Origin of the sequence: Streptomyces jeddahensis (assembly GCF_001642995.1) — a bacterium.
GTDB lineage: Bacteria > Actinomycetota > Actinomycetes > Streptomycetales > Streptomycetaceae > Streptomyces > Streptomyces jeddahensis.
In genome coordinates this window covers 12,972-27,968 of the sequence record NZ_LOHS01000115.1, presented here as the reverse complement: position 1 = coordinate 27,968, position 14,997 = coordinate 12,972, and the positions used below count along the sequence as shown (strand labels likewise).

The window sequence follows — 14,997 nt, the reverse complement described above, 5'->3', positions numbered from 1 at the left end:
AAATGGAAGAGTCGTATCCATGCAGGTCTGGCCTGGACAGGCGTACCCCCTCGGCGCGACGTACGACGGCGCCGGTACGAACTTCGCGGTCTTCTCCGAGGCCGCGCACCGTATCGAGCTGTGTCTGCTGCACGACGACGGCTCGGAGACGGCCGTCGAGCTGCGCGAGAGCGACGCCTTCGTGCGGCACGCGTACCTGCCCGGGATCATGCCGGGGCAGCGTTACGGCTTCCGTGTGCACGGGCCGTACGCACCGGAGCGCGGGCAGCGGTGCAACTCGGCGAAGCTGCTCCTCGACCCGTACGCGCGCGCGGTCAGCGGCCGCATCGAGTGGGGCGAGGAGGTCTACGGCTACCACTTCGGCGAGCCCCACAAGCGCAACGACCTGGACTCGGCGCCGCACACGATGGCGTCCGTCGTGGTCAATCCGTACTTCGACTGGGGCGACGACCGGCTGCCGCGCACCGACTACCACCGGACGGTGATCTACGAGGCCCATGTGAAGGGCCTGACCATGATGCATCCGGCGCTGCCCGACGAGCTGCGCGGCACGTATGCGGCGCTGGCACACCCGGCGATCCTTGAACACCTGACCGAGCTGGGCGTGACGGCCCTCGAGCTGATGCCGGTCCACCAGTTCGTGAACGATCACCGTCTGGTGGAGATGGGCCTGAACAACTACTGGGGCTACAACACCATCGGCTTCTTCGCGCCGCACAACGCCTACGCCTCGTGGGGCGACCGCGGCCAGCAGGTGCTGGAGTTCAAGTCGGCGGTGCGCGCCCTGCACCAGGCCGGCATCGAGGTCATTCTGGATGTGGTCTACAACCACACGGCCGAGGGCAACCATCTGGGCCCGACGCTCTCCTTCCGGGGCCTGGACAACGCGTCGTACTACCGGCTGGCGGATGATCCCCGCTACTACATGGACACAACGGGCACCGGTAACTCGCTGCTCATGCGCTCGCCGCACGTGCTGCAGCTGATCATGGACTCGCTGCGGTACTGGGTCACCGAGATGCATGTGGACGGCTTCCGGTTCGATCTCGCGGCGACGCTCGCCAGGCAGTTCCACGAGGTGGACCGGCTGTCGTCGTTCTTCGACCTCGTGCAGCAGGACCCGGTGGTGTCGCAGGTCAAGCTGATCGCGGAGCCCTGGGACGTCGGCGAGGGCGGTTACCAGGTGGGGAACTTCCCGCCGCTGTGGACCGAGTGGAACGGCAAGTACCGCGACACGGTGCGCGACCTGTGGCGGGGTGAGCCGCGGACGCTCGCCGAGTTCGCATCGAGGCTGACCGGTTCGTCCGATCTGTACCAGGACGACGGGCGCAGGCCGCTCGCCTCGATCAACTTCGTGACCTGCCACGACGGCTTCACGCTGCACGATCTCGTCTCGTACAACGAGAAGCACAACCAGGCCAACGGCGAGGACAACCGCGACGGCGAGAGCCACAACCGGTCCTGGAACTGCGGCGCGGAGGGCGAGACCGACGACCCTGAGGTGCTGGAGTTGCGCATGCGCCAGATGCGCAACTTCATCGCGACGCTGATGCTCTCGCAGGGCGTGCCGATGCTCAGCCACGGCGACGAGTTCGCCCGCACGCAGCGCGGCAACAACAACGCGTACTGCCAGGACAGCGAGCTGTCCTGGGTGCACTGGCCGGAGGACGGCGAGAACGAGCTGCTGGCCTTCACGCGCGCGATGGTGTGGCTGCGGCGCGACCACCCGGTCTTCCGCCGCCGCCGGTTCTTCCACGGGCGGCCGGTCCAGGGCACCCACGACGAGCTGTCGGACATCGCCTGGTTCACGCCCGAGGGCGAGGAGATGACGCAGCGCGACTGGAGCGCGTCCCAGGCGCGGGCCCTGACGGTGTTCCTCAACGGGAACGCGATCTCCGAGCCCGGCCCGCGCGGCGAGCGCATCTCGGACGACTCGTTCCTGCTGATGTTCAACGCGTCTCCCGAGGAGCTGGAGTTCGTGGTGCCCGTCAACCACGGGCGGCAGTGGGAGGTCGTGGTGGACACGGCACGGGGGGACGGCGTACCTCCGGGGACGGGCGTGAAGGTCCAGGCGGGTGACCGGCTGACGCTGGTGGACAGGAGCCTGGTGGTTCTGCAGCGGCCCGCGTAGGGGTGCGCTGGTCCCGTTGTGGGCAGGCGTTCCGCAGGGCGGAACGGGTGGGCACAACCCACGACGCAGGGTGCCCTCGCGTACGGCCCGCGCACCGGCGCACTCGGGCGCACCTCCCGGCGGGCATGACACGAATGCCCGCCGACCGGGTACGTACGTTCCCATGACGCCTCAGCCGATCCCCGCGCCGCCCACCGCCACGTACCGGCTCCAGCTCCAGCCCGCGTTCCCGTTCGCCGCGGCCGAGGCGGCCGTGCCGTATCTCGCCGCACTCGGCGTATCTCACCTGCACCTGTCGCCGGTCCTCGAGGCCGTCCCCGGCTCGCTGCACGGCTACGACGTCGTGGACCACGCGCGCGTGCGCGAGGAGCTGGGCGGCGAGGAGGGGCTGCGGGCGCTGGCGCGTGCCGCCCGGGAGCACGGACTGGGGCTGATCGCGGACATCGTGCCGAACCACATGGCGGCGGTACCGAGGTTCAACCGCGCCCTGTGGGAGGTGCTGCGCGACGGCCCGCAGTCGCCGTACGCGCGCTGGTTCGACATCGACTGGGAGGCGGGGGGCGGCCAGGTGCTGATGCCGGTCCTGGGCCACCGGATCGGCGAGGAGTGGGACCGGCTGAAGGTCGACGGGGACGTCCTGCGCTACCACGGGCACGCGTTTCCGCTGCGCGAGGGCACCGAGAAGCTGCCGCTGCCGCAGCTCCTCGACGCGCAGTGGTACCGGCTCGTCTGGTGGCGGCTGGCCCGCACCGAGCTCAACTACCGGCGGTTCTTCACCATTTCGGATCTCATCGGGGTGCGTGTGGAGGACCCGGAGGTGTTCGCCGCCACGCACGGCAAGATCCTGCAACTGCTGCGCGAGGGCGTCCTCGAGGGCCTGCGCATCGACCATCCGGACGGGCTCTCCGACCCCGGCGCGTACCTCCAGAGGCTGCACGAGGCGACCGGCGGACGCTGGACGGTCGTGGAGAAGATCCTCACGGACGGCGAGCAGCTGCCCGCCGCCTGGCCCGTGGCCGGCACCACCGGCTACGACACGCTGCGGCACATCGACGGCCTCTTCACGGATCCCGCGGGCGCGGGCGAACTCCTCGGCCAGTACCGGCGCTTCGCGGCCCCGCCCGCCGACCAGGGCGGCGACTGGGCGGCCACGGTGCGCCGCGCCGCGTACAAGGTGGTCACCCGTGAGCTGGCCACGGAGGTCGACCGTCTCACGCGCGTGGGCAGTGTCATCTGTGCCGCCGATCCCGCTCTGCGCGATCACGCGCCCTGGGCGCTGCGCACCGCGATCCGCGAACTGCTCGTCCGCCTGCGCGTCTACCGGCCATACGTCAACGGGGGCGCCGAATTCGTCCTGGCCGAGGAGGCCGCCGAGGAGGCGAAGGCCGTCTTCGCGGTGCCCGAGGAGGCCGCGGCGGTCGACGTCGTCCGGAACCTGGTGATCGGCCGGCTCGGCCACGGCCCCGACCAGGTGGCGTTCGGCACCCGGTTCGGGCAGATCGCGTCGGCGCTGCACGCCAAGTCGGTCGAGGACACGGCGTTCTACCGCTATGTGCCGCTCATGTCGGCGACCGAGGTGGGCGGGAATCCCGGCTGTCCTGCCGTGTCGCCGGAGGCCTTCCACGCGTACTGCGCGCGCGTGCAGCGCGACTGGCCGCTCACCGGGACGGTGCTGTCCACGCACGACACGAAGCGCAGTGCGGACGTACGGGCCGGCATCGCCCTCCTCACCGAGTGCCCGGACCGGTGGGCGGGCCTGCTGGCCGAGGTGACCGAGCAGACCGCGCGCGGGGACGCGCCCGCGCCCGACCTCCAGGCGGCCTGGGCGGCCTGGCAGACGGCGGTCGGCTTCGGGCGGGGCTTCCCGGAGGACCCGTCCGGCGGGCACGGCGACCGGCTGCAGCAGGCGATGCTCAAGCACGTGCGTGAGGCGGGGCTGCACACCAGCTGGACCGAGCAGGACCCGGCGTACGAGGAGGCGGTGGCGCGGTTCGTCGAGGCCGGGCCGGGCGGGCCGCCGCTGCATACGGTCGAGGAGTTCGCGGGCGCGCTGCGTCCCCATCTGCGCGCCAACGTCCTCGGGGCCGCACTGCTGCAGCTGACGATGCCCGGGGTGCCCGACGTGTACCAGGGCACGGAGAGCGAGTACCGGGCGCTGGTGGATCCGGACAACCGGCGGCCGCCGCGGTTCCGGCCGGAGCTGCTGCGGCGTCTGGACGCGGGGAGCGGTGGCGCGGAATCAGCGGGCCCCCCGGAGGGTCCCTCCGGGCCTCCGGACCTCTCAGCCGAGAAGCTGGCGCTTACCGCGGCCGCGCTGCGGCTGCGCAGGCGTCACGCGGAGCTCTTCGGCGACGCGGCGACGTACGAGCCGCTGGACGCCCAAGGGCCGGGTGCCGCGCACTGCGTCGCGTTCGTACGGTCCGGAGAGGTGATCTGCGCCGTGACGCGGCTGTCGCTGCGGCTCGCCGATGCCGGCGGCTGGCGGGACACGCGGCTGCCGCTGCCGGAGGGACAGTGGTCCGATCTGCTCTCCCGGGGGCGGAGCTTCGCGGGGCACGCGCGCGTGGCGGAGCTGTTCACGGACCTGCCGGTGGCTCTGCTGGTGCGGGTCGAGACCGGAACCGAACTGTAGTTGCGCGGTTGGTGCCTGTTGTTGCGCCTTATTGACAGCGGCTTCACAGCGTGGGGTACTGCGGGTGCGCACAACGGGGGCGCAGCGACCGGCGGATGGGGGCGTGTGTTCCCTCCGTCCGGCGATTGTTCGGCTAGGCCAGCGGGAGGAGCCGGGGTGCGTGAGCGGCAGACGCCCTCGTAGGGCCCGATCAGCCGGTATGCCGGTTCCGGACCGGCCCCACGGGGGCCGGGCGCAGAAGGGCGGCGGCAGTCCGCCCCATCCGCCCCTGCGGTACCGAACCGGCCACCAGCGTGTCCAGCACGGCTCCGGACGCGCGCCGAGCGCACGTCCTTACGCCCGTGGCTGCTCGGCGAGGAGGAGCGGTGACCCACCCGATAGACGAGCGCTATCCCAGCGTGACGGAACTCACCTGGGCCGCCGGGGAGTTGTCCGCTCACCGGCCTGATCTGTGTGTGCTGCGGCAGATCGGCACCTCACGCGCGGGAAGACCGCTGCACCTGCTGTCCGTCGGCCGGTCGTCGCGCGCGGTCCTGGTCGTCGCGGGTGCCCATGCCAACGAGCCGACGGGCGGGTCGACACTGCTGTACCTCGCCGAACAGGCCCTGCACGACCGGGCCTTGCGCGCCGACGTCTCCTGGCACTTCCTGCTGTGCGCCGATCCGGACGGCGCGAGCCTCCACCGCACTCCTGCGCCCCGCTCGCTGCTGGACTACCACCGGGGCTTCTTCCGCCCCGCTGGCCCCGAGCAGCCCGAATGGTCGCCGTCCGTGCTGCCTCCCGACCGGCTGCCGCCCGAGACGCTGGCCCTCACCGGCGTCATCGACGAGCTGCGGCCCTACCTCCAGGTGTCGCTGCACGGCACGGATCTGGGCGGCACCTGGGTGCAGCTGACGAAGGACGTTCCCGGGCTCGCCGAGCCGTTCGCCAAGTCGGCGGCGGAGTTGCACATTCCGGTCGAGACGGGGGCGTCCGACGCCGCGGGCTGGCCGGCCTCGGGACCCGGGGTCCATGTGATGCCGGCCGCGGAGTCGGACGCGGCCTTCCCGAGCCTGCCCGACGACGCACGGCACAGCACCTGGCACCACGCCCACCGGTACGGCGGGCTGACGGCGATCGTCGAGGTGCCGATGTGGGCGAGCGACCTGGTCGGCGACCCGGCGCCGCATCCGGCGCCCGCCGAGGCCATGCGGCAGCTGTCCCGGCGGCTGCGCCGGGACACGCTTCTGGTGGAGGAGATCCTCGAGGACGCGGCGCCGCGCCTGGCCGGGGCCGAAGGGCCCCTGCTGCGGGCCGCCAGATGGGCGCTGGAGCTGGTTCCCGGGCTCGCCGACGACTGGGGCCGGCCGCCGCCTCCGGGCGCCACGCGGGCGTACATCAGCAGCATCGACGCGTTCGGCCGCCGGCTGCCGCTGCGCGCCGCCGCGATGCTGCTCCGGGTTCTGCGAGAGCGCGAAGACCAGGCGGCGGCGCGGCTCGACGAGCTGGTGGCGCACTGGTGTGCCGCCTTCACGGAACGGTTCCGGGCCCGCTGGGTGCCGATGGACCACCAGGTCGAGCACCAGTCCCGCACGGTGGTCGAGGCGATGCGGCAGGCACTCGCGGTCACCGGCTGACCGTACGCGCCGCGGCTGACCGACATCGTGGCTGACCGCCCGCGTCGACCGACCCGGCGGGCTCAGCCGGCCGACAGACGGAACGACATCTGGCCGAAGCTCACTTGGTCGCCATCCCGGACGACGACCGCGCCGGTCACGCGCCGTCCGTTCACGGACGTGCCGTTGGTCGAGCCCAGGTCCCGCAGCACCCAGGTGCCGCCCTGCCGGCTGAGTTCGGCATGCACCCGGGACACCGTCTCGTGGCTGAGCCGCAGGCCGTTCGCCGGGTCCCGGCCGATGCGCAGCGGGTAGGGGTTGTTCGGCGCCGGCAGCAGCAGCTTCGGCAGACGCTCGGCCTGCCAGGCCCTGCGCAGCCGCACCGTGAAGCCCGAGACGGCGCCGACCGCGCCGAACACCCAGCGCGACCAGCGGCCTTCGGTGTGCAGATCGGCGGTGAGCACCGCGAGTTCGTCGGGCCTGCGGGCGGCCAGTACGAGTTCCATGCGGCGTACGAACGTGTCGTGCGACAACCGGCCCAGGGCCACGCCGTTCCTGAGCGCCTTCAGTGCCCTGTCGCGTTCGGCGTCGGAGAGCCGCGCGGGATACGTGTGGAACTCGAAAGACGACGTCACGCTCGTGATTGTCGAGCAGCACCGGACAGGGTGTCCAGGAAACGCCGGACTTCCCGGCCCTGAGCTCCCGCCCGCACCGACCAGGGACGACAACCGGCATGTGGCAAACGCGCATGTCCGGTGAAACAGGACTCGGCGCGGCATACGGCGATTTCAGAAGCGCATCGATCCCGCGTGCAGCACCATGGACACCGATGCCACAGCCGGGAGACGAGGGGATACCGTCCGTGCAGCAGTTCGAGGTGTGGGCACCGCAGGCCGACCGTGTGACGCTCCACCTGGAGGGCGCCACGCGTGCGATGGAACGCGATCCGGACCGCGCCGGGTGGTGGACGAGCGACGCGGAGGCGGAGGACGGCGCGCGCTACGGCTACTCGCTCGACCACGGCCCGGTGCTCCCCGACCCGCGCTCGCGGCGCCAGCCGGACGGCCCCGACGGGCTCAGCGCCGTGGTGGACCACGGCCGGTACGCCTGGCGCACGGAGTGGACCGGGCGCGGTCTGCCGGACGCGGTGCTGTACGAGCTGCATGTGGGGACGTACACGCGCGAGGGCACGCTCGACGCGGCCGCCGACCGCCTGGGGCATCTGGCGGAGCTCGGCGTCACGCATGTGGAGCTGATGCCTCTGTGCCCGTTCCCGGGGCGGCACGGCTGGGGGTACGAGGGTGTCTCGCTGTGGGCGGTGCACGAGCCCTACGGAGGCCCTGAGGCGCTGAAACGCTTTGTCGACAGAGCACATGACCAGGGTCTGGGTGTCGTGCTCGACGTCGTGCACAACCACCTAGGCCCGTCCGGCAATCATCTGCCCCAGTTCGGGCCCTACTTCACGGACGCGTACCACACCCCCTGGGGCGTCGCCGTCAACCTCGACGGCTCCGGTTCGGACGAGGTGCGGGCGTATCTCATCGGCAGTGCGCTGGCCTGGCTGCGCGACTACGGGATCGACGGGCTGCGGCTCGACGCGGTGCACGAGCTGCACGACAAGCGCGCGCTCCACTTCCTCGAGGAGCTGTCCACCGAGGTCGACGGGCTCGCCGACGAGCTGGGCCGGCCGCTGTTCCTGATCGCCGAGTCGGACCTCTGCGATCCGCGCCTGATCACACCGCGCTCGGAGGGCGGCCTGGGACTGCACGCGCAGTGGAACGACGACTTCCACCACGCGCTGCACACCGCGCTCACCGGCGAATCGCAGGGCTACTACGGGGACTTCGCCCGGGCACCGCTGGCCGCGCTCGCCAAGACGCTGACGGGCGGGTTCTTCCACGACGGTACGTATTCGAGCTTCCGCGGCCGCCGCCACGGCCGCCCGCTCGACCTCACGCGCATCTCCGCGCATCGCCTCCTCGGCTACTCGCAGACCCACGACCAGGTGGGCAACCGCGCCCAGGGCGACCGGCTCGCCGCCTCGCTCTCCCCCGGCCTGCTCGCCTGCGCGGCGGTCCTCACCATTGCCGGGCCGTTCACGCCGATGCTGTTCATGGGCGAGGAGTGGGCCGCGAGCACGCCCTGGCAGTTCTTCACCGACCACACCGATCCCGCCCTGGCGGAGGCGGTCAGGCGGGGCCGGCGAAGGGAGTTCGCAGCCCACGGCTGGGCGGAGGAGGACATCCCGGATCCCCAGGACCCGGCGACCCGGGACCGCTCGTGCCTCGACTGGTCGGAGCGCGAGCGCGAGCCCCACGCGCGCGTGCTCGCCTGGTACCGGGAGCTGATCGCCCTGCGGCACGGCCTTCCGGACCTCTCCGACCCGGACCTGGCGGCGGTGCGGGTCTCGTACGACGAGCAGGCGCGCTGGTTCGCCTTCCGGCGCGGCGACGTCCGGGTCGCCGTGAACCTCTCCAAGGAGCCCGCCGCGATCCCGCTGAGCGCGAGCAACGCGCGCGTGCTGGCCTCCTGGGAGCCGGTCGGGGCGCCGGACGAGGAGGGCACGCTGGTCGTGCCGGGCGAGTCGTGCGCGGTCTTGGTGCAGGGCTGACCTCGGCTTCCAGCCCGGCCCTGGTCAAGGGCCCTGGTCAGGGGCCCGGTCCGGTACATCCGTAAGGCGTTCCAGAAGGATCGCCTCCCAGGCGCGCCGCAGCTGTGCGCGCAGCACCGGCAGCGAGCCCTCGTCCGGGAGTCCGGAACCGTGGAGTCGGCCCGCGAGGCGGATGACGGTGTCGCAGCGGGCCAGCCACAGACCGCGCAGGCACACCCGGGCCTCGTATCCGGCCAGGGTCGCGGCCCGGACCGCGGCGGGGGCGCCCACGGCGACGGCGAGGCCCGCGATGTCCTCGGCCGGGTCGCCGATGACCGCGTCGGCCCAGTCCAGGACGCCGCACACCCGTCCGTCCGCGGTCACCCTGAGGTGCTCGCCGGTGAGGCCGTGGTGGACGAGGACACCCGTGCCGGGCATCGGGGCAAGCTGCTGCATGGCGCGCGGGGTCAGCCGGTCGAGCCGTCCGGGATCGAACTCGCCGTCCGCCGCGAGCCGCCCCGCGCCCCGGACTGCCAGCGACCGCAGCTTCTCCAGCGACCGCGGCGCCGTCACCCGCACGCCGAGGGCCGCGGCCGCGCGCACGGGAACCTCGCGGAGCCCGGAGAGGAGCCCCGCCAGGTCCGCCTCGCCCGCAGGAGAGACGGCACGTCCTTCCGCGGAGGCACCCGGCAGCCGGGTGTCCAGCGTGAAAGCGAGCCCGTTCCCCCACTCACCGGCCGCGAAGCTGGCCGGTACCGGGACGCCGACGTGGGGCCGTACGAGGTCGCGGAGCCGGACCTCGCGCCGCTGCCGGGCGGAGGCGGCCGGGTCGGGGGCGAGCCGCAGCACATGCCGCGTGCCGATCCACCAGGAGAGATGCTCGCCGCCCTCCTCGACGGGGCGCACGTCGAGGCCGTCGCCGACCCCCGCCGCGTCGCCGAGGGCGGTGCGGACGAGTCCCCGAACGGTGTCTGCTGTCGGTGGCCGGTGCATCCTCGCGTCGCTCCCAGTCCACGATCTCCACGATCGCCGGTTACCCGGTTCCACGATGTCCGACCGGCACCCGTCCCGCACGGCCGCGCCTCCCCGCAGTCGGCCGCCTAGTGCACGATCGGTCCCTAATGCACGATCGCCATCTCCCGTGCCGTGTTGTTGAGCCGTCGCCCGCCGTCCTCCGTGACGGTCACGATGTCCTCGATACGCACCCCGAAGCGGCCAGGCAGATAGACGCCGGGCTCCACCGAGAAGCACATCCCCGGCACCAGCGTCTGCTGTTCGCCCTCGATCATGTAGGGCGGTTCATGCGTGGTGACGCCGATGCCGTGACCGGTGCGGTGGATGAAGAACTCGCCGTATCCGGCCTCGGTGATGTACGCGCGGGCGATCCGGTCGACCTCCTGGCAGGCGATACCCGGCCGCACGGCCTTGACGGCCTCCTCCTGGGCACCGCGGACCACGTCGTGGACGCGCTGCTCCTCGGCGCTCGGCTCTCCGACGTGCACGGTACGGGAGGTGTCCGAACCGTAGCCGTGCATCAGGCCGCCGAAGTCCAGGACGACCATGTCGCCGTGTGCGATGACGCGGTCGCCCGCCTCGTGGTGCGGATTGGCGCCGTTGGGTCCCGAGCCGACGACGGTGAAGTCGACCTGCTCGTGCCCGCACTGCCGCAGCAGATGCGCGAGATCCGCAGCGACGTCCGCCTCCCGGCGGCCCTCGAACTGGACTCTCTTGATCTCCTCGTACGTCAGGTCGGCGGCCGCACCGGCAGCCGCGAGACGTTCGAGTTCGGCAGCGTCCTTCACGGCGCGCAGCATCGGCAGGGCGTCGGTGAGCGACACGTAGGACGTGCCCGGCAACTCCTTCTGGAGTCCGAGCAGATGCAGCGCCCAGGTGTTGTCGCTGATGCCGAACCGGCCGGAGGCGTCGAGGAAGGGGGCGGTCGCCGCGTAGGGGTCCTTGCCGTCGGTCCAGTCGTGCAGGGTCAGCGCGGGTGCGCCCGCCGCCTCGGCCGCGTCCGGCGCCTCGAGCGTCGGTACGACGAGAACGGGGTCCTGCCCGGCGGCGAGCACCAGCAGGGTGAGCCGCTCGGTCGTCGCGGGCGGCCGGTAGCCGGTGAGCCACACGAGATCGGGGCCGGGCGCGACGAGCAGGCCGGCGAGGCCCGCATCCGCCGCCGCCTGTGCGGCGCGTTCCATACGGGTCTTGTAGTCGTCGGCGGTGAAGGGCGCGGGCGTGCCGGACATCAGGACCTCCAGGCCTCAATGGCTCACGCGTCTAAAACGGGCCTACGGGTTCTTCGAGGGTTCGCGGATCTACAGCTCTAACCCTCTACGGGTCTACGGGTCTACGGGTCTACGGGTCTACGGGCAGCATCCTGCCCGCCCACCTGGGTCCGCGCGAGCGGGCACGCGCGGCTTCCGGGGTGGCCGGGAGCGGCCGGGTGCGGCCGGTCGAGCCCACCAGTTCATATGCGTCAGCTCTCGAGTCCGAGCCGAATCCCGAGGAGCACGAGCACTCCGCCCGAGACCTGCTCCAGCCGGCGCCGGACTCCCGTACGCGAGAGGACCTGCTTCATCCGGCCCACGAACCACACGTACACGCCGTACCAGCCGACTTCATAAACGGCCCACAGCGCCGCGAGGCCGACCATGGTGGGCAGATGAGGGGCGCCCTTCGGCACGAACTGCGGCAGGAACGACATCGCGAAGATCGCGCACTTGGGATTGGCGAGGTTGAGCAGCAGTCCGTCCCGGTAGGAGGCCCGGCCGGACTTCTGTGTGCCGTGCCACCCGTCGTCCGCGGCGCCGGCTCCCTTGTGGCGGCGCGCGTGCCACAGCGTCTGGACGCCGAAGACGACCAGGACGACGGCGCCCACGATCCGCATGACGTCGTACGCGATCTGGGACGCGGCCAGCAGCGCGGTCAGCCCGAACGCCGCGACGACGCCCCAGATGAACACCCCGGTCTCGTTGCCGAGCACGGTGAGGAATCCCGACCGCCTGCTCTGCAGCGACTGCTTGATGATCAGCACGGTGCTCGGGCCCGGCGAGGCGGCGATCAGCGTACAGGCGCCGAGAAAGGCGAGAAGGGTGCTCAGCATGGGCCCATCGTGGTGCCCACCGCAGCTGCCGGACCAATGGTTTTCCGCTCACGTGACGACGCGTTCACGTGACGACGCCCGGTGTCGCCGACAGCTCCCGCCGGTCGCCGTCGGCGCGCCGGACGGTGAGGGTGACGGCCTTTCCGGGCTGTGCGGCGGCGACGGCCGACGCGAGGTCGGCGGCCGAGTCGATGCGGGTCCCGCCGAACGCGGTCAGTACGTCCCCGCGTACGAGACCCGCTGCCTGGCCGGGTCCTGGGACGTGTACACCGACGAGCATCGCGCCGCCGCCCTCGGGAGCGTCGACGGCCTCGACTCCGAGGGTCGAGCGTGCTGCCCCGGCGGGAACGGGCACGGCGGCGGTCAGGCTCGGCTCAGGGGCGGACGCGGGGCCTCCACCGGCGAAAGCACCGGCCGAACGACCGGCGGAGGGCTCGGCACCGTCCGCGTGCGGGGTCAACGGCGGTTTCTGCAGCTCGGCCATCTTCGTCATGCCGATGACGGCGGCGCTCACGGTGCCGAGGCCCACCCCGGAGAGCACCAGAACGGTCCCGAAGAACAGCCCGAACAACAGACTCACCAGGCGCCGCCCCCGCCGCCGGGCGGCATGCGGACGGCGGCCCGCACCGGCCTTCCGGCCCCCTCCGCACTGCCGATCCCCGCCGGTCTGGCGGTCCACGCCGGGCTGGCGTTCCCCGCCAGGGTCCGACACCGTCTGTTCCGTCAACGCACTCTGTTCCATGGCTCGCCTCCGGCACGTGCTCTACCCGGCGGCCTCCCACGCCAAGATCCACGAACGGGTGACAAGCAGAAAGCCGCAGATGACAAGGGTGAACGGACCCCGCTGAGCCATGGCGCAACACGATCGAGTAAAAAAGATGGCGAATACAAAGACTTGGTCAAGATACAAAAGACTCGGTCAAGCGCCCCGGAGGGGGTCCGCCGTACCAGACAGGGGAGAACACCGTGCCCGCACCACGCCTGCGTCAGACACCACTGCCCGGCATCGGCATCCGCTACGACCTCACCACCCGCGAACACAACCGCCTGTCGGTGATCGCGCACCGTGACGGGGCCCGCACGCTCAGCGCCTACCGGTCCGACGACCCCGACGCCTGTGCGCTCTCGTTCAAGCTGACCGCCGGAGAATCGGCATCCCTGATCGACGCGCTCATGCCGGCGCATCACAGTCCGAGCCTCCTCCACACCACCGATCTGGGGCTCGTGGCCGAACGCATCGAACTGTCCCCCACCTCGTACTGGAACGGGCGGCTGCTCGGCGACACCCGGATGCGTACCGAGACGGGCGCCTCGATCGTGGCGGTGCTGCGGCGCGCGGAGGCCATCCCCTCGCCCGCCCCGGACTTCCGGCTGGCGGGCGGCGACACGCTGATCGTCATCGGCACCCGCGAGGGCGTCGAGGCGGCCGCGGACATCCTCGGACGGGAGTGATCGCGTGCACTCCGCTGTCTTTCTCATCGAGTTCGGCGCGATCATCCTCGGGCTAGGGCTGCTCGGACGGTTCGCCGCTCGTTTCCGGTTCTCGCCGATCCCGCTCTATCTGCTGGCCGGACTCGCGTTCGGGGAGGGCGGGCTGCTGCCCCTCGGCGCGAGCGAGGAGTTCGTCGCCATCGGCGCCGAGATCGGCGTCATCCTGCTGTTGCTCATGCTGGGCCTGGAGTACACGGCGAGCGATCTGGTCAGCAATCTCAAGACGCAGTACCCGGCCGGTCTCGTCGACTGCGCCCTCAACGCGCTGCCCGGCGCCGCCGCCGCCCTGCTGCTCGGCTGGGGCCCGGTGGCCGCCGTCGTCCTCGCCGGCGTCACCTGGATCTCGTCGTCGGGCGTCATCGCCAAGGTCCTCGGCGATCTCGGCCGGCTCGGCAACCGCGAGACGCCCGTCATCCTGAGCATCCTGGTCCTCGAGGACCTGGCCATGGCCGTGTATCTGCCGATCATCACCGCACTGCTGGCCGGTGCGGGCTGGGCCGCGGGGGGTGCCACGCTCGCCATCGCGCTGGGTGTGGCCGGGCTCGTGCTCATGATCGCCGTCCGCTACGGCCGGCACATCTCGCGGTTCGTCTCCAGCGACGACCCCGAGAAGCTGCTGCTGGTCGTGCTGGGCCTCACCCTGCTGGTCGCGGGCATCGCACAGCAGCTCCAGGTCTCCGCGGCGGTGGGCGCGTTCCTCGTGGGCATCGCGCTGTCCGGGGAGGTCGCCGACGGCGCGCACACGCTGCTCAGCCCGCTGCGGGACCTGTTCGCCGCGGTGTTCTTCGTCTTCTTCGGGCTGCACACCGACCCCGCCAGCATTCCCCCGGTCCTGCTCCCGGCCCTCGCACTGGCCGTCGTCACCGCGCTGACGAAGATCGCCACCGGTTACTGGGCGGCCCGGCGGGCCGGGATCTCCGCCAAGGGCCGCTGGCGGGCGGGCGGTGCGCTCGTCGCGCGCGGCGAGTTCTCCATCGTCATCGCGGGCCTGGCTGTCAGCGCCGGGATCGAGCCCTCGCTCGGCCCGCTGGCCACCGCGTACGTACTGATCCTCGTCGTACTGGGTCCGCTCACCGCACGGTTCACCGAGCCGGTGGCCATGGCGCTGGCGGCGCGGCGCCGCACGACGGACGGGCGCGGGCGGACCGCCCGGTCGACGGAGGTGCCCGCACCCGCGTCGGCGCCGGAGTCGGAGTTGGAGTCGGCCCCGGTTTCGGCTTCAGCCTCGGCTCATCCTCCGGCCGCGGACGACTCGCTCGCGCCCGAAGACAGCGACAGCGACGAGGCGGCCCTTGGCCGTCCGTGACGTGACCTGCGGCATTACTCAAGTATCACTCCCCGCAGCAGTCCCGGAGGCCACGTCACAGCGCGGCGGAGGCTGAAGTCCCGGCTCCCGTGGGCGCTCCGAGCTGCGCAGACATCAACTACCGTAAATCCTGTAACAGTTCGACGCTCGGG

General features: G+C 71.8%; 11 protein-coding genes. 6 read left to right on the top strand and 5 right to left on the bottom strand.

What is annotated here, in order from left to right; all coding sequences use genetic code 11:
* Positions 1-19: 19 nt before the first annotated feature.
* The 3 genes from glgX (at position 20) to STSP_RS27340 (ending at position 6,379) form a co-directional block, all read left to right on the top strand.
* Positions 20-2,131, top strand: a complete 2,112-nt coding sequence (glgX, locus tag STSP_RS27350; RefSeq protein WP_067283377.1) for a glycogen debranching protein GlgX — start codon at positions 20-22, stop codon at positions 2,129-2,131.
* A 163-nt stretch (positions 2,132-2,294) separates the two neighbouring features.
* Positions 2,295-4,763 (top strand): malto-oligosyltrehalose synthase, encoded by a 2,469-nt coding sequence (treY, locus tag STSP_RS27345; protein ID WP_067283375.1) that lies wholly within the window; start codon positions 2,295-2,297, stop codon positions 4,761-4,763.
* A 365-nt stretch (positions 4,764-5,128) separates the two neighbouring features.
* On the top strand, positions 5,129-6,379 hold the full coding sequence (locus STSP_RS27340) for a M14 family zinc carboxypeptidase (protein ID WP_067283373.1): 1,251 nt from the start codon (positions 5,129-5,131) through the stop codon (positions 6,377-6,379).
* A 62-nt stretch (positions 6,380-6,441) separates the two neighbouring features.
* Here the strand turns inward: STSP_RS27340 and STSP_RS27335 are convergent, their stop codons facing one another.
* Positions 6,442-6,993, bottom strand: a complete 552-nt coding sequence (locus STSP_RS27335; RefSeq protein WP_067283372.1) for a DUF1707 and FHA domain-containing protein — start codon at positions 6,991-6,993, stop codon at positions 6,442-6,444.
* 194 nt (positions 6,994-7,187) lie between these two features.
* Here STSP_RS27335 and treZ point away from each other — a divergent pair, with 194 nt between their 5' ends.
* Positions 7,188-8,969, top strand: coding sequence for a malto-oligosyltrehalose trehalohydrolase (gene treZ, locus STSP_RS27330; protein ID WP_067283369.1), 1,782 nt, complete (start codon positions 7,188-7,190; stop codon positions 8,967-8,969).
* A gap of 24 nt (positions 8,970-8,993) precedes the next feature.
* On the opposite strand, the gene STSP_RS27325 is transcribed toward treZ, so the two are convergent.
* The 4 genes from STSP_RS27325 to STSP_RS27310 all read right to left on the bottom strand — a co-directional run bounded on the left by STSP_RS27325 (position 8,994) and on the right by STSP_RS27310 (position 12,628).
* On the bottom strand, positions 8,994-9,941 hold the full coding sequence (locus STSP_RS27325; RefSeq protein ID WP_067283367.1) for an aminoglycoside phosphotransferase family protein: 948 nt from the start codon (positions 9,939-9,941) through the stop codon (positions 8,994-8,996).
* A 125-nt stretch (positions 9,942-10,066) separates the two neighbouring features.
* On the bottom strand, positions 10,067-11,191 hold the full coding sequence (locus STSP_RS27320) for an aminopeptidase P family protein (RefSeq protein WP_067283366.1): 1,125 nt from the start codon (positions 11,189-11,191) through the stop codon (positions 10,067-10,069).
* A 230-nt stretch (positions 11,192-11,421) separates the two neighbouring features.
* On the bottom strand, positions 11,422-12,048 hold the full coding sequence (locus STSP_RS27315; RefSeq protein WP_067283364.1) for a LysE family translocator: 627 nt from the start codon (positions 12,046-12,048) through the stop codon (positions 11,422-11,424).
* Positions 12,049-12,112: 64 nt separating this feature from the next.
* Complete coding sequence (locus STSP_RS27310) at positions 12,113-12,628, bottom strand: PDZ domain-containing protein (RefSeq protein WP_408646367.1); 516 nt, start codon at positions 12,626-12,628, stop codon at positions 12,113-12,115.
* 386 nt (positions 12,629-13,014) lie between these two features.
* Here STSP_RS27310 and STSP_RS27305 point away from each other — a divergent pair, with 386 nt between their 5' ends.
* Both STSP_RS27305 and STSP_RS27300 read left to right on the top strand, forming a co-directional pair.
* On the top strand, positions 13,015-13,500 hold the full coding sequence (locus STSP_RS27305) for a cation:proton antiporter regulatory subunit (protein ID WP_067283360.1): 486 nt from the start codon (positions 13,015-13,017) through the stop codon (positions 13,498-13,500).
* A 4-nt stretch (positions 13,501-13,504) separates the two neighbouring features.
* Entirely contained in the window at positions 13,505-14,845 is a 1,341-nt protein-coding gene (locus tag STSP_RS27300; protein WP_067283358.1) for a cation:proton antiporter, read from the top strand.
* Positions 14,846-14,997 lie beyond the last annotated feature (152 nt).

Coding starts and splice junctions, on each gene's coding strand:
- STSP_RS27315 (WP_067283364.1), bottom strand. CDS start 12,048: ATGCTGAGCACCCTTCTCGCCTTTCTCGGCGCCTGTACGCTGATCGCC.
- glgX (WP_067283377.1), top strand. CDS start 20: ATGCAGGTCTGGCCTGGACAGGCGTACCCCCTCGGCGCGACGTACGAC.
- treZ (WP_067283369.1), top strand. CDS start 7,188: ATGCCACAGCCGGGAGACGAGGGGATACCGTCCGTGCAGCAGTTCGAG.
- STSP_RS27325 (WP_067283367.1), bottom strand. CDS start 9,941: ATGCACCGGCCACCGACAGCAGACACCGTTCGGGGACTCGTCCGCACC.
- treY (WP_067283375.1), top strand. CDS start 2,295: ATGACGCCTCAGCCGATCCCCGCGCCGCCCACCGCCACGTACCGGCTC.
- STSP_RS27320 (WP_067283366.1), bottom strand. CDS start 11,191: ATGTCCGGCACGCCCGCGCCCTTCACCGCCGACGACTACAAGACCCGT.